The organism is Chryseobacterium sp. OSA05B (assembly GCF_019970065.1).
Lineage (GTDB): Bacteria > Bacteroidota > Bacteroidia > Flavobacteriales > Weeksellaceae > Chryseobacterium.
This window is the reverse complement of record NZ_JAHXYH010000006.1, coordinates 154,448-173,228: the sequence shown is the minus strand read 5'-3', so window position 1 is coordinate 173,228 and position 18,781 is coordinate 154,448. Positions and strand designations below refer to the sequence as shown.

Sequence of the window (18,781 nt, the reverse complement as noted above, 5' to 3'; positions counted from 1 at the left end):
TCATGTTTCGTTCAAAAAAATTAACTTTACGCTGACAAAAATTATTGGAATGCGAAAGACAATTTCTGTGAAAAAACCGGATTTTAGCGTAGACCCTCTGGAAAGAGAGATCTATAATTTTGAAAAAGACGGATTAGAGTTAAAATCATCTTACACCCCAAAAGATGTTAAAAATGAATCTTTAACACAGACTTCTCCAGGAATTGCTCCTTTTCTCAGAGGCCCGTATTCCACAATGTATGTGCAGAAGCCATGGACTGTGAGACAGTACGCAGGTTTTTCCACCGCTGAAGAATCCAATGCATTTTACAGAAGAAATCTGGCAGCAGGGCAGAAAGGACTATCGGTTGCATTTGACCTTGCCACACACAGAGGATATGATTCCGATCACTCAAGAGTGGTAGGAGATGTCGGAAAAGCCGGCGTAGCCATCGATTCTGTGGAAGATATGAAGATCTTGTTCAACGAGATTCCGCTAGATCAGATCTCGGTATCCATGACCATGAACGGTGCGGTACTTCCTATTTTGTCTTTCTATATTGTAGCTGCTGAAGAGCAGGGTGTAAAACAGGAACTTCTCTCTGGAACCATTCAGAATGATATTTTGAAAGAGTTCATGGTAAGAAATACCTATATCTATCCGCCGGCTCCTTCCATGAAGATTATTGCAGATATCTTTGAATATACTGCGCAGAATATTCCGAAATTCAACTCTATTTCCATCTCAGGATACCACATGCAGGAAGCGGGTGCCACTCCGGTACTGGAAATGGCTTACACGCTGGCAGACGGCCTTGAATATGTAAGAACAGGAATCAAAGCCGGAATGAATGTCGATGATTTTGCTCCAAGACTTTCATTTTTCTGGGCGATCGGGATGAATCACTTCATGGAAATTGCAAAAATGCGTGCTGCAAGATACATTTGGGCCACTCTTTTAAAACAGTTCAGTCCACAGAATGCAAAATCTTTAGCATTAAGAACCCACTCTCAAACTTCAGGATGGTCACTTACAGAGCAGGAACCATTTAATAATATTACCAGAACGGCTATTGAGGCCCTTTCTTCTGCTTTAGGCGGAACCCAGTCGCTACATACGAATGCACTGGATGAAGCTATTGCACTTCCTACCGACTATTCAGCGAAAATTGCAAGAAATACCCAGATTATCCTTCAGCAGGAAAGCGGGATCTGTGATGTAGTAGATCCTATGGGGGGAAGTAACCTTGTGGAAAGCCTTACCCAGCAGATGATTGAGGAGGCGATGAAATACATCGATGAGGTAGAGCAGGAAGGGGGAATGACCAAAGCCATTGAAGCCGGAATTCCTAAAATGAGGATTGAAGAAGCTGCAGCTAAAAAACAGGCTAAAATAGACAGCGGTGAAGAATTCATCATTGGGGTAAATTCATTCAGAACAACCTTAAAGCAGGACGGAATTGAGATCCTGGATATCGATAATACGGAAGTTCGAAGAAAACAGATCGAAAGACTTGAAAAAATAAAAGCAGAAAGAAATCCTGAAGCCGTTACGGAAATCCTGGACGAAATCCGTGAAAGTGCTAAAACAGGAAACGGAAACCTTTTAGCTTTATGCATCGAAGCAGCAAGAAGAAGAGTGACTCTTGGTGAAATGAGTGATGCTATGGAAGAAACTTTCGGAAGATATAAAGCCAATATCAGAACAATCTCTGGAGTATATGCTATGAACGCCGGGAAAAACGAATATTTTGAAAAAGCCCTTCATCTGACTCAGAAATTTGAAGAAGCAGAAGGACGCCGTCCAAGAATTATGGTCGCTAAAATGGGTCAGGACGGACACGACAGAGGTGCCAAAGTGGTAGCTACCGCATTTGCAGATATGGGATTTGACGTCGATGTGGCGCCATTGTTCCAGACCCCTGAAGAAGTAGCGAAACAGGCTGTGGAAAACGACATCCACATTCTTGGAGTTTCCTCTCTCGCAGCAGGCCATAAGACCCTTGTTCCTCAGGTTGTAGAAGAACTTAAAAAACTGGGTGCTGATGACGTAACCATCGTAGTAGGAGGCGTTATTCCGCAACAGGATTATGAATTCCTGTATGCCAATGGTGCCGATTTCATTTTCGGCCCGGGAACCAACCTTCCGAAATGTGCGGTAGAAATCCTACAGAAATTTTTAGAAAACTAAAATAAAACTTCACTCGCTGTGCAGATTGGTTGAAAAGTATTAATTTCAGTTCTTCAACCATAAAGTATACCGTGAGATGAATTTTAAAAATATAACAAAGCCTGCAGCCAGTAAGATCATTATTGTTGCAGGCTTAATTTTTATCGCTGTATTTTGTTTCGCGACAGACTCCGGAAACAGGCCGGTTCAGAAATCTCCGGTACCGGCGGATATCAATCTGGTTAAAAGCCATCTCAAAGCTCTTACACAAATCCCTGAATTCAGAAATCACAAAAATGTTGATCAGCTGAATGCTGTTGCAGATTATATTAAACAGGATTTCAGTAAATATGGTGACAGTACGACCTTTCAGGAATATACTATTGAAGGTAAAACCTATAAAAATGTTATCACTTCTTTCGGTACGGAACATCAAAAAAGAATCATTATCGGTGCCCATTATGACGTTTGCGGAGATCAGCAGGGAGCAGATGACAATGCTACCGGAGTGACAGCCCTTCTGGAACTTGCCAGAATGCTTAAGGACCAAAAACTGAATTACAGAATAGACCTTGTAGCCTATACATTAGAAGAACCTCCCTATTTCAGGACGGAAAATATGGGAAGCCACATCCATGCTCAGTATTTAAAAGATTCTAACATCGATGTATATGGAATGGCAAGTGTGGAAATGATCGGGTATTTCAAGGATGGAAAGGACTCACAAAGCTATCCATTAGGGATTTTGTCTTGGGTTTATGGGAATAAAGGAGATTTTATAACATTGGTCAAAAAGTTCGGAGCCGGGGATTTTGTAAATAATTTCAGGACGCAGTTTAAAGAAGCCAACCAGATCAAAACAGAAACTTTTACCGCTCCGAAATTTATAAAAGGAACAGATTTCTCAGATCATCTTAACTATTGGAAATTCGGTTATTCTGCGCTGATGATCACCGATACATCGTTTTTCAGAAACAAAAATTATCATGAGACAACAGATACTGTGGAAACACTGGATCTTCCTAGAATGACCAAAGTAATAGACGGTATTTTTCTGAGTCTGATCCATATGAAGTAAAAAAAATATTTTAATATTAAGAAAAAATATTATATTTGCACCTGAAAATAAAGTTTAACCAATAAAAAAACAACGAAGCAATGTTCAAAACGAATCAAAATTCTTCAGCTGGAGTACCACTTATGGTGGTAAGGCTTCGTGGTTTGGTATACTCTTAGAATAATAGTACAACGAAATATCAAAACCCGAAGTCGTAAGATTTCGGGTTTTTTATTGCGCAATATCTAAACTCCAGTTTCCCGAAATTTTTTAGTGTCATTTAAGAACAAAATGAAAAGATCCTGATGATTCCTATTTCATGCTGTTCATTATCGTAAAACCAATCAACTTAAGTTTTAGTTGAATAAGAAAGGATGTAAAACAAATCCAAAGTCTTGGACCTTGTATCTGGCATCTTGTGTCTTATCATTAATGGAAAATAATAACGTTCTGTTTCACCGCCTTAGAAGCGCTAGAAGCAGAAAAAGAACAGGTATAAAAGATGTAGAAAAACAGATAAGAAAAAAGTATAATCGTAGTGAAAAGCTGTGGGATATCAGAAGAAATATCCCTTGGATTCCGCTGGAAAACCCCTACCAGAGAGGATTTTTGAGGTTCTTCGTACTGAATGATGAGGTGAAAAGATCCAAAGACGCAGACTTCTTTGAAGGAATTCTGAAGAAGATCAACACCTATATGTATTCCGAAAGCCGACTGTTTCTCAAAAAGAGAAAAAAGTTCGGACGAAGGATCTATGTGGAGAAAGAACAGAAGCTCAGCCGCATTTCCTTCTATGCATGGACAGACCCCAAATTTGGGCTGACCCCAAGAGAAAGGCAGTATTTTCTTAGAAAAGAAGAATACAATCCATTCAGAAAAAGGAATGAAACCTACTACGAATTCATTGAACCTTGGAGATTCACCTTACGGATAAGACCCAATATGATCACCCATTACAAACCATTGGATTCAGAACTGGAAAAAGAGTTCGATGAGCTGGGATCATATTTAAAGCAGTATAAAGTGGCCGGTATTATTCAAAAAACAATTAACGGTAAATCAAATCCATGGAAAAGGGAATATGAAAATGATCTTATCAAAAGCAGGAAATATGCAAACTGCATCCTGTCTGCAACGGAGATTGCAGACTATTTTGAGGACTTATAAGTCCAAAATTATTTAAAACAAAAACAATGGGAAATTTAAAACTAAAAGGAAAAGATATATTAAAACTGGGATATCCAAATAATCAAAGCGTCAATGTGGCTTTGGAGGTGATGAAAAGAAATTTTGCAACGACGAATATTCATCATGTAAAATCTATTTTAAAAGACATCCTCCTCCATCCGGAGAACTTTGAAAAAGACCTGACTTTCGGACAGATTGCAGAATCGCTGCTTTCATCCAGAAAAACAGAAAAAAGAATGCTTAACACCCAGCGCGCTTCATTCCAGATCTTTGGAACCAATATTTCGGAAGAAGCCAAAAACCAGCTGTATACAGCTTTAAAACTGCCAATCTCAACGCAGGGCGCTTTAATGCCCGATGCACACAGCGGTTACGGACTGCCGATTGGGGGTGTCCTGGCTGTAGAAAATGCAGTAATCCCCTACGGAGTAGGAATGGATATCGGCTGCAGGATGAGCCTCAGTATTTTGGATATACCGGTTTCATATCTTGACGGAGCAAGAGACAAATATGAAAAAGCGCTTGCGGAACATACCAAATTCGGGATGTACGAAACTCACAAATCTCATATAGATCATGAAATCTTTGAGAGAGATACCTTCGACATGATTCCGGTTTTGAGAAGATTAAAAGGAAAAGCCATCAAGCAGATGGGCTCATCCGGAGGTGGAAATCATTTCGTGGAATTCGGAGAAGTGGAAATCACGGAAGAAGATGATCAGATTGGATTGCCGAAAGGAAAATACCTGGGAATACTTTCTCACAGTGGTTCCAGAGGCTTGGGAGCTGAGATCGCACAATACTACTCAAGGGTAGCTGCAGATCAGTGTCCGCTGCCAAAAGAAGCGCAACAGTTTGCCTGGCTGGATCTGAATACCCATCTCGGACTGGAATACTGGACGGCGATGAATCTTGCCGGTGACTATGCTTCTGCCTGTCACGATGACATTCACAGAAGGTTGGTAAAAGCTGTCGGAGGAAGAGTAAAGGCCAGGATAGAAAATCACCACAATTTCGCATGGAAGGAAATCCATAACGGAAAAGAAGTGATTGTCCACAGAAAAGGCGCTACACCGGCCAATGAAAATGAATTGGGAATGATTCCAGGATCCATGACTGCAAAAGGTTTTATCGTTCGTGGAAAAGGAAATCCTGATTCTTTGAATTCAGCATCACATGGAGCAGGAAGAGCCCATTCGAGAGGCGAATGCAGAAACCTTTTCACTCAGAATGACATCAAAAAAGAACTGAAGCTGAAGAAGGTCACTTTAATGGGCGGTAACACAGAAGAGGCACCGATGGCTTACAAAGACATTCATGAAGTGATGAATGCTCAGAGTGAACTGGTAGACATCCTCGGAACATTTCAGCCTAGAATTGTGAGAATGGATAAATAAATTTCAGTTGCGGGTTTCTGGTTATTAGTTGTGAATTTCAACTGGCAACCGGAAACTGGTAACTAAAAAAAAACGAAAAAATGGGAGCACCTCATAATATAAAAAGATATGGAGAAGTCTGGCCGGAATTTAGAATCCGCCACGGACTTGAAATTTTAAATAAATTAAAGGATAAAGTCATCATATCCGGCGGCTGGGCATGGCATTTTATGTCAGAAAAAGGGCATAGGGAATACAAACATGCCCACGACCATAAGGATATTGATGTTTTTGTAAAAAAAGAAAATACAGCAGAAACAGTCATGATCCTTCAACAGGAAGGTTTTCAGAAAGTATGGACCCGGTATGATCATATTCAGAGTGAAGAAAAATTCAGGAGATATGAGAAAACGGTAGAACTGGAAAATGGGAAATCTCATAGAATCACCATAGATTTCTTTGAAAAAAATGATCTGGATACGATTGAGATAGATGGTTTTACTGTTGTTAAGCCGGATGTTTTACTGACTTTTTACAGAAATATCCATTCCAGTGATAAATGCTGGGCTGTAATGGCAACCAAAGATTTGGTGGAAAAAGGAATTGACCCTGTTGGTCATCCAAAATTAAATGAAATTCCTAAAGTAGATTAAAATGGAAAAACTCATACAAATAACCTCAGGAAGAGGACCTTTAGAATGCCAGTGGGTAACCGCTAAAGTACTGAAGGTCTTCCTTGAGGAAGTGAAAAACAATACAGTAGATTACGAAATTATTCACCGAGAGAATGGTGATGAAAACCTGACCTTGAAGTCCGTAACCTTACTTTTAAAAGCAAAAGAATTAGATGCATTTTTAAAAACATGGTTGGGAAGCATATGCTGGACTGGTAAAAGTACGTTCAGGAAACTCCATAAAAGAAGCAACTGGTTTATTGGTGTTTTCGAGCTGGAAGGGCTTGAGAAGATCAATTTCAATGAAAGAGATATTCAGTTTCAGACGACAAGAAGTCAGGGAAGCGGCGGCCAGAATGTGAATAAAGTGAATACCGCTGTCAGGGCAGTTCATGTACCCACCGGAGAAAGTGTATTTGCACAGGATTCGCGGTCGCAACTGGAGAATAAAAAGCTGGCCATTATGCGGTTGAAAGAAAAAGTGACCGGACTTTACATCAAACAGCTTGAAAAAAGAATGCAGGATACCTGGAACAATCATCTGCAGGTGCAGAGAGGAAACCCGGTCCGAACATTTTCAGGAACAAATTTTAAAAAGAATCATCAGGATAAATCATTTAAAAAACAGAGAAATATCCTGAAAAAAGAATTAAAAAACGACAGACATGACCTTAACTAAAAGTAAATATTATTTTGAAGCTCTGGACAATTATCCATACAGCCTTCCGGATTGCCTGGAAGCATTGAATTATGCTTTGTTCTACGATCCCGAAGATGCAGACAGCCTGTGCCTGATGGGAAGAATATACAGCGAAATGCTCACCGATTATGAAAGAGCGAAAATGTATTTTGAAGAAGCCATGCAATGCAATGTGGCGAATCTCAACACGCCTTTACATTATATTAAATGTCTTCTGGATAATGAAGATCTGGATGAAGCCGAAAAACTCATCAATTATGCCTTAAAAATCAAAGGAATAGATAAATCACGGATACTGATCCAAAAATCGTTATTGTTGGAGATCAGAGGTGAATATAAAAAAGCCTTGGAACCTTTGAAAGAAGCAAAAAAATACAGCTATAATAAGAATATGGTTGATTTTTTAAAGGCTAGAATTAAATTTGTTAAAAATAAAATAACAAAAACGAATAAAAATAAAAAATAAATCTTATTTGGTTAATAATTTTAGATTAAATATCTTTTTTTGTTAAAAAATCATAACTTTATTGCGAAAAAAACAACCTTATGGATAGAAAATTATTTTTATGGCCGGTGTCAGTGGCCGTATTCTTTGCTTTTGGCAAAATTAATGCACAAAATTCAAACACACTTATTCAGAACTACTACAAGAACAATGGGCAGCTAACCCAAAAAAATGGGGATGATCATAAAACCGGGGTTATTGTTCTCAATGAAGATGCTTCCAAAAGCTTAGGCGTAAATGTGGTTAATGTTCAGCAGACCTACGCAGGGCTTAGAGTCTATAATGCTTTGGGTAAAGTAATGATCAAAGAAGATAAAATTATCGCTGAAAAAAATGATTTTAAAAGAAATATCAATGTTTCTGGTCAGAAAAAAGCTAAAGAAAGTTTCTCAGATGATCTCCTTCAACAAAAACTGGAAATTAAAGAAATATCAAAAGTAGACTACTTTCCAAACGTATATTTTGAAAAAAACGGAGTGTATGTGCTGGCAAAAGAGCTATTTGTTTCAGATAAAAACTCAGCAGATGTATGGCATATAATTGCTGATGCAGATACGGGAGAAGTTCTTACTAAAGACAATTTAACGTTAGACTGTAATTTCACCCATGAAAGCCACTCAGACCATGAATCAGAATCATATGATGTACAGGCTTCAGGATCAGAACCGGCTACAGTAGTTTTTGCAGGGGCATCGAATAAACTTTCAGACAACAGTCTGTTTGCGCCTACCAATGCTTCTTATAATGTTTTTCCACTTCCTGTAGAAGCACCTACATTTGGACAGCGTTCCCTTCTTAATAATCCGTGGGATATCACATTTTCTCCTGAAGGATGGCATTCTGACGGGGTTAACAGCTACACCAATACAAGAGGAAATAATGTATATGCCTATTCCGACCAGAACAACACCAATAGCCCGGGATATTCACCGGATGGAGGAAGTACACTGGACTTTAACTTTCCTTTTGATGAAGGAAGGTATATAAGCCCCTTCACACACAGAGATGCAGCCATCACGAATCTATTCTATATGAATAATAAGATGCATGATATTTTCTATAAATTCGGCTTTACGGAATCTGCAAGAAATTACCAGACTAAAAATTTCACGAACCTAGGAATGGGTGGTGATGCCGTAAACGCAGAAGCTTATGACGGAAGCGGTCTGAATAATGCCAATTTCAGCTCAGGATATGAAGCGACAATTAACGGACAGGTTTTTCTGGCTGCTCCAAGGATGCAGATGTATATCTATGACAGAACACAGACGGCAGCAGATCCTATTTCAAGATATCAGTATAACACTCCGGCAACAGCGGTCAGCAGACCTAAAGTGATGACCGGAAGCGCATCTTTTGGACGTCTTTTGTTTGATGGACAAACTGTGACTGGGGATCTTGCAGTTTCAGTACCTGCAGATGCGTGTACTCAACCTGCGTTAGGAAGTCTTACCGGTAAAATAGCAGTTATTACAAGCACAAGCTGTGAATACGGGCTTAAAGTTTTGAATGCACAAAAAGCAGGTGCAGTGGGAGCTATTGTCTACAGACCATCTACCGATACCCCTATTGCTATGGGAGGAGGAGCTTCAGGAGGACAGGTAACCATTCCTTCTATTAATATTGGAAAAACAGAAGGATTGTATATGGTGACAGAGCTTGGCAACGGAAATACAATCAATGCCACCTTAGGAAATGATTTTAATGGCTTTAAACATTCAAGTCTGGATAATGGAATCGTTGCTCATGAATACGGACACGGTATTTCAAACAGACTGACAGGCCAGGGGTATAGCTGTCTTTCCGCCACAAACAGCGCAGAACAGATGGGAGAAGGTTGGTCTGATTATTTTGCTTTAATGCTGACCACAAGACCAGGTGATACATCTGCTTTGGCAAGAGGAATGGGAACTTATGCAAAAGGAGAACCTACCACAGGATTGGGAATCAGACCTGCGAAATACTCTCCGGATTTTGCCCTAAACAATTATACCTATGGAAATACAAATACAGTTTCAGGTTCACACGCTATAGGATTTATATGGGCCACCATGCTTTGGGATCTTACGTGGAAATACATAGAAAAATACGGATATAACAGTGATGTACTTGCAAGTACGACTTCGGGAAATGCGAAAGCGCTTCAACTGGTGGTAGACGGACTTAAGTTACAGGCTTGCAGCCCGACCTTTATCGATGGAAGGGATGCTATCCTTCAGGCCGATGCTGTTGGAAATGCAGGTCTCGACAAATGTATGATCTGGAAAGCGTTTGCCAAAAGAGGATTAGGAGTAGATGCATCCGCAGGCGTAAAAGCAACGGCAAATGATCAGGTTGAAAGTTTTGCTGTTCCTCAGGAATGTAACACTGCTTTAGCCACTCAGGATCTTAAAAAAGAGGATAATAAGTTCACTGTTTTTCCAAATCCAACGTATGATGAATTTTTTGTTGGCAATTTAGATACATCTTCACAAGACGTTCAGATCAAAATGTTTGATATGTCCGGAAAATTAGTGTTTTCTGATGCAAGGGATTCTCAATCTAAAAAAGGAATTTCTACAAAGGGGCTTCAAAAAGGAGTGTACATGGTACGTATAACGCAGGGAGAAAAAGCTCAAACCGAAAAACTGATCGTAAGATAAATGTATTGAGCTATAAATAAATTGAAAGAGATCACTTGTGGTCTCTTTTTTTGTAGCTTTAAGATATGGAACTGTATTTTGAACTTAAAACCCTTCAGTTAAAGGAAACCTTCTCCATTGCCTACGGAAATTATGACAAAAGAGAAGCCCTCTTGGTGGAATTATCTTATCTAAACTGTAAAGGCTATGGCGAATGTGTGGCCATAGATTATTACCAGATTGATCTTAAGAAGTTTATTGTCAGATTAAAGGAAGTAAAGACGTTGCTGGAAAACCAGTCCATCATTCATCCATCAGAATTTTTTAATTTTCTGTCGACAATGAATCTGCATCCGTTTTTATTATCTGCTTTAGATTGTGCCTATTGGGATTTGTTTGGAAAACTTGAAAATAAGAGCTTTCCCGAATTAAATGCAATTTCTTCCCAGCATTTAGTGGAAAGTTCAATTACGATTTCAGTAGCGGATATCAATGATCAGATTAGAAAAATAGAAATAAGCCACTGGAACAGATTTAAAGTAAAATGTAAAGGACTACATAAAGAAAATATTGAAAAACTGTTGAGGTTAAACCGGCATGTTGCCCTCGATTCCAATGCCAGTTTTACAGATCAGGATTGTCTTTGGCTTCAGGAAAATGAAATGGTAGGTCAGTTTTCTTATCTGGAACAGCCAAGGCCGGTCGGAAACTATAAAATACTTAATAAAAGAAGTGCTGCAAACTGGATGGCTGATGAAGATTGTCAGCATCTCGATTCTCTTGAAGAGCTGTTGCCTTATTACAAAAGTGTCAATATAAAACTGATGAAGTGCGGCGGCCTCACCCCGGCATTGGAAATGATCAGAAAAGCAAAAGAACTGGGGTATAAGGTCATGATCGGATGTATGACAGAATCAACCGTTGGTATATCTGCAGGCTGTATGCTGGCAGGTCTTGCCGATTTTGCCGATCTGGACGGCGCTAATCTGATCTCCAATGACTATGCCTCCGGAAATGCTATAGAAAACGGAAAAATAATCTTGTCCGGAAAACCAGGTCTGGGAATCGGTTTGAGAGAGTTATGAGTTATGAATGATAAGTTTTTGCAGATCAATACTCTCAAACGCTCCTATTCTCAAACCCCTCTAACGCTATTTTTTATTCACAGAAATCAGATAATCATAAACCATCTGGTGCTGTTCATCATTTAATTTAGCCTTCGGAGCCATTCTGCTTAACGTTTTGATCCATCCCTGATCATCATGCTTGGCCGGATCAGGAAGTTTGTGGCATTTGGCGCATGAATTTTCAAAAATAGTTTTCCCTTGAACCAGCTGCTCAGACGCGGTATACTTCGGTCCGGTCACAGCCGTACTTTTGGGTCCGCATGATACCATAAACAGGGTACCTGCTACCATACTTAAGATTATTTTTTTCATACCCGTATTTTGATTTGGTGATTATTTTTTCACAGAAACAATATAATCGTAAACCCACTGATGTTGCTCGTCAGTCAGTTTCGCTTTCGGCGCCATTGAATTCATGATTCCTACCCATTGTACAGAGGTGTGTGCTGTAGGATCGGGGAGTTTGTGGCATCTTCCGCAGGCATTTTCAAAGATTGTTTTTCCTTGTGCTATTTGTTCTGCAGTGGAAACGGCTGGTCCTATAGGTCCGGCCGTAGAGGCTTTGGGTGTACAGGAAGCCATAAATAGGCTGATACAAAATGCAGCAGCGGATATTTTTTTCATGTTTCTTAATTTTGATGAATAACAAATGTAGGAATTTCCCCCTCCTGTTGATGATGCAAGCTCTAGTTTTAATTTAGAAGAAATAAAATTAATGCCTGTTTGTATGGGAGTTTGAAGGTTATTTTTATATTTTTGAATCAATGAAATTTTCTACAGAAGAACTAATCGAAGGAATACAGTCAGGAAGTAAACGTCTGATCGGAAAAGCTATTACATTAGTTGAAAGTAAAAAAGCCGAGCACAGGACCCAGGCTGAAGAACTTCTGAAGCAGATTATGCCTTTTACAGGAAATTCCGTCAGAGTAGGAATCACAGGAGTGCCGGGGGCAGGGAAATCTACTTTCATTGAAAATTTTGGACGATTAGTGATTGCTAATGGGAAGAAAGTGGCAGTTCTGGCCATAGATCCCAGTTCTTCAATCAATAAAGGAAGTATTTTAGGGGATAAGACCAGAATGGAAGAATTGGCCAAGGAGGAGAATGCTTTTATTCGCCCTTCCCCAAGTTCAGGATTTCTCGGTGGGGTGGCCAATACCACCTTTGAAACCATGATGATCTGCGAAGCCGCGGGATATGATTATATTCTGATCGAAACAGTTGGAGTAGGGCAGTCTGAAGTGCTGGTGTCAGATATTACCGACGTGTTTTTATTCCTTAAGATTATTGGAGGAGGAGATGAGTTACAGGGTATCAAACGGGGCATTATGGAAATGGTAGATGTTATTTTTATCAATAAAGTAGACCAGGACAATCTGCAGAAAGCAAAAAATACGAGACTCGAACTGAAACGGGCGCTGGATTTTATTCCTCCCAAAGAAAAAGGATGGAAAATTCCTGTTTTATTGGGCTCTGCACTTTACAATGAAGGCCTTGATGAGGTTTATAGCAAGATCTATGAATTCATTGATCTGAAAATGAAAGCCGGACGTTTTAATGAAGTCCGTACCCAGCAGGCAGAAAAACGATTTGAATACTGGGTTCAGGAATATATTCTGGCTATGATGAAAAGAAGCAGCTCTGTGGAAGAGGCCTATGTACAGCACAAAAAAAATGCTTCAGAAATGGTTTCCAATCCCAGTACTGAAGCAAAAATATTTGTTGAAAAGTTTCTGTCTAAAGACTAAGGTTTTTCCTTTTCTTTAGCTTTTTCCTCGTTTTTTGAAACATAACCATCATAAGTGATCGGTTGTCTGTCACTACTTCTTACGGAAACGAATGCTTTTCCGTTTTTAAAGACTTCCAGATTAATTTCATCAACATTACTTACATCGTTAGGTTTAATCTTTAAAGTCCACTTTCCTTTTTTATTCTGGGATTTTTCAATCTTGAAATCCTTTGATGTGAATCTGTAACTGTTTTTATCTGTATTTCCGAAAGTAGGATTGAATAATCTTCCGAAATAAGGAAGCACTACCTCCAGATTGTTTTTGGTAAGGGTAATGGTGTAATCTCCATTAAGTTCCAACATCCTTGTGGATGTAGAATTCGGCATTGAATTCATAACGTTGATCACGTCATAGTTGGTAGGATTGGCGCGCTGTGCATAGAAAGTAAGCTCCTGAGAATTTACCAGTGCATCTACTGTTTTGGAATCTAATGAGCCCTGTGATGAACAGCTCTGAAAGAAAAAAAGAAATCCAAAAATAAATATAAGTGAAATATACTTTTTCATAACCATATTAATTGTTAAATTTAAATAGCAAAATGTATGCAAATATATTCCTTCTCAACCGTTTTGGAATAAAAATTGTAAATGTTGAATTATTAATACACGAACTATGAAATTTACACATCTATTAGGAATAGGAGCAGTTGCCCTGTCAATTGCAGCTTGTACGACCAACCCGATCACGGGAAGATCTTCATTACAGATTGCAAATAACTCTGAGATCCTGACGATGTCTGCTCAGGAATATAAAACGACATTGTCTAAATCCAAGATTATTTCAGGAACTGCCGACGCTAAAAAAATAGTAAGTGTAGGAAACAGAATAAAAAGTGCAGCGGAGAGATACTATCAGAGCATCGGCAGATCAGCAGACCTTGCGAATTACAGCTGGGAATTTAATCTTATCCAGAGCAATGAACTGAATGCATGGTGTATGCCTGGCGGAAAAGTGGCAGTTTACACAGGAATCCTTCCGGTTACGAAAAATGACAACGGTCTTGCAGTTGTAATGGGGCACGAAGTTTCACATGCCTTGGCAGGACACGGAAATGAGAGAATTTCACAAGCTATGGTAGCACAATACGGAGGTTCAATCTTGGGTGGAACGATTTCCAACTCACAGTGGGCTGGGATTTTCCAGAAAGTATATCCGATCGGGTCTCAGGTAGCGCTGTTGAAATACGGAAGAAACCAGGAATCAGAGGCAGACCAGATGGGACTGTATTTGATGTCTATGGCAGGATATGATCCAAGAGAAGCCGTTCCTTTCTGGAACAGAATGGAAGGAGCATCTTCAGGAGCCAGACAACCGGAATTCCTGTCTACCCACCCGAATCCTGAAAGCAGGATATCAGACATCAATAGAGATCTTCCGAAAGCCCTGGAATATTATAAGGCTGCTGGAGGAAAAATATAATTTAATCTTGTAGAGCCTTATTTAATTTTCACTAAATTGGGTAAGGCTTTTTTTTAATACCAACCACTAAACACAATATTTATGAAAAGTTTATCAATTACCGGACTTATCCTGCTGGCCGTTTCGGCACTGCTTTTTTATCTGACTACTGATTTTACGGTAGGTGGAATTACCATCTCTCACATGATGGGTGTGATGGCAGGCGTAGGAATAGGTCTTATTATCGGCGGAATGGTAGGATATGTAAGCAAAGGAAGTGCGCTGAAAGCTGAAGAAAAAAGAAAAGAATTCAAACAATTACAAAAAGACAAAGAAGAACTGGAAAAGCAGGCGGCAGAAATTGCCCAACGTGAAGCAGAACTTCAGCGACAAAATCAAAACCCTCAAATTTAAATATTTGAGGTTTTTTTATAGATGTTATTTTCGAATTATTTAAACTTATAGCCTATACCTACTAAGAACAGGTTAGGTCTGTTGTCATATCTGATCTCCGATCCGGAAACCTTATTGATGAAATTTCTTTCGTCTTTGCTGAATGACCCTTCATATCTGGCATTGATAAGCAGTTTCTTGATTTCAAGCTGTGCTCCGAACTGATATCCTACCGTGAAATTGTTTTTAACATTTTCCTTAAAATCGTTGTAGGTATTGTCCTTACTTAAATTATAGCTGGCCACTGGTCCTACGAAAACTCCAAGCATATCTCCCAAAACATTATGTCCTAAAAGAACAGGCATATCTAAACGGTTGCTTTTCACATCAAAAGTAGTATTCTCCGTAGTGAATTCATTTTTGAAATGGGTGTAGAATAATTCCGGCATTACATAGAATGAACCCGGAAGTTTAACTTTTAATGAAAGACCCGCGTTGAAACCTGCATTGTTCTTTCCTGTTCCCTCAATGGCGTCATTCACTGTTCCTTTAATGTTTTTCCATGAAGGAGAGCCCGTCGGGAATATTAAGTTAGCTTTTGCTGCCAGTGAAATCTGTGCAGAAGCGAACATTGAAAACCCGATTAACGCTATACTAAGTACCTTTTTCATTATCGTCTATTTTAGTGATTGTATTTTCAATCGTTTTATTATTTTCAAGTAAATATTCTCTCAGTTCTTTAAACAGTTCTGAAGAATAAACGAAGTCAATAAGATTTTTATTGCCTGCCGTGATCAGAACGTCTTTGTTCCCTTCCCATTCTTTGATTCCCAATCTCAGGTATACAATTTTCTCCCCGATCGTCATCACAGAGTTCATGTCGTGTGTATTGATGATGGTTGTAGTATTATATTCTTTGGTGATTTCCAGGAGAAGGTCATCGATAATATTGGAAGTGTAAGGGTCAAGTCCGGAGTTCGGTTCATCACAGAACAGATACTTAGGGTTATTGACAATAGCTCTTGCGATGGCCACACGTTTCTGCATTCCTCCCGAGATCTCGGATGGAAATTTTCTGCCGGCTTTATCAAGATGTACCCTTCCTATGACTTCAAAAACCCTTTTCTTTTTTTCACGGAAAGTAAGGTTGGTAAACATATCCAGCGGAAACATGATATTTTCTTCCACCGTTAACGAGTCAAAAAGCGCACTGCCCTGGAATACGGTTCCGATTTCTGAACGCAGGTGCTGTTTCTGATCTCTGGTCATCGTATTGATATCATTCCCGTCAAAAAGGATCTCTCCCGATGAAGGCTGGTATACATTCAGCAGGCTTTTCAGGAATACAGTTTTCCCCGAGCCGCTCTGCCCGATGATCAGGTTCACCTTTCCTTTGTCGAAGGAAGTTGAAATTCCCTTAAGTACTTCAACATCACCAAAACTCTTCTTAAGATCTTTTACCTCAATCATCAGCTTAATATTAATTGGGTTAAAATTAATTCGGAAATGATAATAAATACCATTGTCCATACTACGGCCTGTGTACTGGCTCTACCTACTTCCAGCGATCCTCCTTTTACGTTATATCCGAAATAGGAAGGAACTGTAGCAATAATAAAGGCAAATACAGTAGTTTTTACAAATGCATAATACACGAATAAATTGGGCATATACATCTGAATCCCTACGATATAGTCGTTTTCAGTCCAGTTTCCGGTCAGCATACCTGCCAGATGTCCGCCGCCGATACCGAAAACGATACTGATGGCAATAAGGAGAGGATTGAAAATAACACAGGCACAAATTTTAGGTAATATCAGGAAGTTTGGCGAGTTCACCCCCATGATGTCCAGGGCATCGATCTGTTCAGAAACCCTCATGGTTCCTATACTGGATGCAATATATGATCCTACTTTACCGGCCAGGATAAGACTGATAATGGTTGGGGAAAATTCCAGAACCAAAACGGCTTTCGTAGCATATCCCACGAATGATGGCGGGATAGGAAAAGAGGACGAATCAAAGTTGTTGAACATCTGGATAGCGACTACAGCTCCCACAAATATAGAAGTGAAGATCACAAGCCCAAAAGAATTGACGCCGAGATCATTAATTTCTCTCATGAACAGCTTCCAAAAAACCCTCATTTTCTGAGGTTTCTGCAAGGATTTACCTAGAAGGATAATGTATTCTCCTACTGCTGTAAAAAACTTTTTTAACATGCTGCTAAATTAGACTTTTTTATTTAATTAAGTAAGGCCCGGTTGAAGGCCTAAAGTATATTTAACCTTAGAAGCAAATATGATTCCTCAATTGTAATCTTAATCTTTTGTTTGATTTATTTTGCGTTTTTATCTCCTCCGATCACCAGTAAAACGGTCTTTAAAACAATGACCAGATCCAGAACAAAGCTCCAGTTCCTTACATAAAAAGTATCGGCAAGGATTCTCTTTTTCATTTCCACTTCCACATCTCCGTAATCTCCACGAAGTCCGCTTACCTGGGCAAGACCTGTGATACCGGGAGAAACCATACTTCTTAAGCTGTATCTTCCGATCTTTGGTTTATAATAATTGTCTACGGCCAGCATATGTGGACGGGGACCTACAATAGACATTTCTCCTTTCAGAACGTTGATAAACTGTGGGAGCTCATCAAGACTGGTTTTTCTGAGAAATTTCCCGATTGTTGTAATTCTTGAATCATTTTCTTCCGTAGTTTTCGTCGCCGATTCATCATTCACGATCATCGTCCTGAATTTCAGGCATGAAAACACTTCCTCATGGAAACCGTATCGCTTCTGTATAAAAAAAACAGGGCCTTTGGACGTTGCTTTGATGAGAAGGGCAATAATGGGAAATAACCACGAGCAGATAAATAGTAATATTGATATTGAAAATGCAATATCGAAAGTCCTTTTTACGAGGTAATTGGAATAAAAGTCTAGAGGATATTTTGCCTGGCTGAGAACCGGCTGTGTCTGGATATACCCAAGATCATAAAGGAAGAAATCACTTTGCGTAATACTCGGAATTAGGGAAACATGAACTTTATTGTCTTCCGCCAGCTTGAAGATTTCTCTTTCTATATCTTCATTGAACAGATTTTCGGTGGATAAAAATAGGGTATGGATTCCGTTCTTTTTCCAGAAACTGACAAGTTCATTGGACTCGATGGTGATACTTTCGTATTCGAATATTCGGTACCCGTAATCCTTTCTGTCTTTAAATATATTCCTTAAGATCTCGGTAGAACCCGTTTCTCCCAGGAACATTACGTTTCTGTAATTGATCCCCAGTGAACGGAAATATTTGATGGTAAAATAGATGACCGATTTTGCAAGGAAAATAAAGAAAAACAGGTAAAATGAGAGCCAGTAAATATCCGAATTGAAAAACACATTTTTGCTGACCCTTCCGATGAGGAGAACTCCCAGTATAAAAAACAGGAAATGAATCAGAAGACGTTCCAAAAACAAAGTATACGTAAGATTCCTCTGAATGTTATAAATTTTTGTCCTGCCACTCAGAAGCATCCAGAACAAAAACAGTAGAATCAAAGAAAAAATATTTTCATACCATGTTTCTCTATGGTATCTTAAGTTTTCATTCCTGCTTATAAAAAAGAATATAAAGATAGATGCAATAACCATAAGGTCAAGCAAAATAATAATCGATTTCAGGTATCTAGAGTATCGAATTCTCTGCATCTATCGGTGTTTAAACGGATACGAAGAGCTAAGGTACATATTTTTTATGGTATATCTCATATTCGATGAATATTATCAATTTTCGTCCTACTAC

The 18,781-nt window shown here is 39.2% G+C and carries 19 protein-coding genes; 12 read left to right on the top strand and 7 right to left on the bottom strand.

The window, feature by feature from the left end:
• Positions 1-49 precede the first annotated feature (49 nt).
• The 9 genes from scpA (at position 50) to LC419_RS20560 (ending at position 11,355) form a co-directional block, all read left to right on the top strand.
• The gene (scpA, locus tag LC419_RS20600) at positions 50-2,170 is read left to right on the top strand and encodes a methylmalonyl-CoA mutase (protein WP_223609109.1); all 2,121 of its coding nucleotides are present in this window, start codon (positions 50-52) and stop codon (positions 2,168-2,170) included.
• 76 nt (positions 2,171-2,246) lie between these two features.
• The gene (locus LC419_RS20595; protein WP_223609108.1) at positions 2,247-3,227 is read left to right on the top strand and encodes a M28 family peptidase; all 981 of its coding nucleotides are present in this window, start codon (positions 2,247-2,249) and stop codon (positions 3,225-3,227) included.
• A gap of 411 nt (positions 3,228-3,638) precedes the next feature.
• Positions 3,639-4,373: a hypothetical protein gene (locus LC419_RS20590; protein WP_223609107.1), complete on the top strand. Its 735-nt coding sequence runs from the start codon at positions 3,639-3,641 to the stop codon at positions 4,371-4,373.
• A gap of 26 nt (positions 4,374-4,399) precedes the next feature.
• A complete protein-coding gene (locus LC419_RS20585; RefSeq protein WP_223609106.1) occupies positions 4,400-5,791 on the top strand; it encodes an RtcB family protein in 1,392 nt (463 codons plus the stop codon).
• An 80-nt stretch (positions 5,792-5,871) separates the two neighbouring features.
• Positions 5,872-6,423: a nucleotidyltransferase family protein gene (locus LC419_RS20580; RefSeq protein ID WP_223609105.1), complete on the top strand. Its 552-nt coding sequence runs from the start codon at positions 5,872-5,874 to the stop codon at positions 6,421-6,423.
• A 1-nt stretch (position 6,424) separates the two neighbouring features.
• Positions 6,425-7,123, top strand: a complete 699-nt coding sequence (gene prfH, locus LC419_RS20575) for a peptide chain release factor H (RefSeq protein ID WP_223609104.1) — start codon at positions 6,425-6,427, stop codon at positions 7,121-7,123.
• Entirely contained in the window at positions 7,110-7,610 is a 501-nt protein-coding gene (locus LC419_RS20570; protein ID WP_223609103.1) for a tetratricopeptide repeat protein, read from the top strand. Before prfH ends, LC419_RS20570 begins: the two co-directional genes overlap by 14 nt.
• An 80-nt stretch (positions 7,611-7,690) precedes the next feature.
• Positions 7,691-10,291, top strand: a complete 2,601-nt coding sequence (locus LC419_RS20565; protein ID WP_223609102.1) for a T9SS-dependent M36 family metallopeptidase — start codon at positions 7,691-7,693, stop codon at positions 10,289-10,291.
• A 65-nt stretch (positions 10,292-10,356) separates the two neighbouring features.
• Complete coding sequence (locus LC419_RS20560; RefSeq protein ID WP_223609101.1) at positions 10,357-11,355, top strand: enolase C-terminal domain-like protein; 999 nt, start codon at positions 10,357-10,359, stop codon at positions 11,353-11,355.
• A 66-nt stretch (positions 11,356-11,421) separates the two neighbouring features.
• On the opposite strand, the gene LC419_RS20555 is transcribed toward LC419_RS20560, so the two are convergent.
• Both LC419_RS20555 and LC419_RS20550 read right to left on the bottom strand, forming a co-directional pair.
• Positions 11,422-11,709 (bottom strand): cytochrome C, encoded by a 288-nt coding sequence (locus tag LC419_RS20555; RefSeq protein ID WP_223609100.1) that lies wholly within the window; start codon positions 11,707-11,709, stop codon positions 11,422-11,424.
• A 21-nt stretch (positions 11,710-11,730) separates the two neighbouring features.
• Positions 11,731-12,021, bottom strand: a complete 291-nt coding sequence (locus LC419_RS20550; RefSeq protein ID WP_223609099.1) for a cytochrome C — start codon at positions 12,019-12,021, stop codon at positions 11,731-11,733.
• Between the two features lie 140 nt (positions 12,022-12,161).
• On the opposite strand from LC419_RS20550, the gene meaB reads away from it, so the two are divergent.
• Positions 12,162-13,145: a methylmalonyl Co-A mutase-associated GTPase MeaB gene (gene meaB, locus LC419_RS20545; RefSeq protein ID WP_223609098.1), complete on the top strand. Its 984-nt coding sequence runs from the start codon at positions 12,162-12,164 to the stop codon at positions 13,143-13,145.
• On the opposite strand, the gene LC419_RS20540 is transcribed toward meaB, so the two are convergent.
• The gene (locus tag LC419_RS20540; RefSeq protein ID WP_223609097.1) at positions 13,142-13,693 is read right to left on the bottom strand and encodes a DUF4251 domain-containing protein; all 552 of its coding nucleotides are present in this window, start codon (positions 13,691-13,693) and stop codon (positions 13,142-13,144) included. The genes meaB and LC419_RS20540 overlap by 4 nt on opposite strands.
• A 106-nt stretch (positions 13,694-13,799) precedes the next feature.
• On the opposite strand from LC419_RS20540, the gene LC419_RS20535 reads away from it, so the two are divergent.
• Complete coding sequence (locus LC419_RS20535) at positions 13,800-14,606, top strand: M48 family metallopeptidase (protein ID WP_223609096.1); 807 nt, start codon at positions 13,800-13,802, stop codon at positions 14,604-14,606.
• 81 nt (positions 14,607-14,687) lie between these two features.
• Entirely contained in the window at positions 14,688-14,999 is a 312-nt protein-coding gene (locus LC419_RS20530; protein ID WP_034726902.1) for a hypothetical protein, read from the top strand.
• A 35-nt stretch (positions 15,000-15,034) separates the two neighbouring features.
• Here the strand turns inward: LC419_RS20530 and LC419_RS20525 are convergent, their stop codons facing one another.
• From LC419_RS20525 to LC419_RS20510, 4 genes are all read right to left on the bottom strand, one after another.
• Positions 15,035-15,649, bottom strand: coding sequence for an outer membrane beta-barrel protein (locus LC419_RS20525; protein ID WP_223609095.1), 615 nt, complete (start codon positions 15,647-15,649; stop codon positions 15,035-15,037).
• Complete coding sequence (locus LC419_RS20520; protein WP_223609094.1) at positions 15,633-16,448, bottom strand: ABC transporter ATP-binding protein; 816 nt, start codon at positions 16,446-16,448, stop codon at positions 15,633-15,635. Before LC419_RS20520 ends, LC419_RS20525 begins: the two co-directional genes overlap by 17 nt.
• Positions 16,448-17,200, bottom strand: coding sequence for an ABC transporter permease (locus tag LC419_RS20515; RefSeq protein WP_034726905.1), 753 nt, complete (start codon positions 17,198-17,200; stop codon positions 16,448-16,450). The genes LC419_RS20520 and LC419_RS20515 overlap by 1 nt, the downstream gene beginning before the upstream one ends.
• A gap of 116 nt (positions 17,201-17,316) precedes the next feature.
• Entirely contained in the window at positions 17,317-18,687 is a 1,371-nt protein-coding gene (locus tag LC419_RS20510) for an exopolysaccharide biosynthesis polyprenyl glycosylphosphotransferase (protein ID WP_223609093.1), read from the bottom strand.
• Positions 18,688-18,781 lie beyond the last annotated feature (94 nt).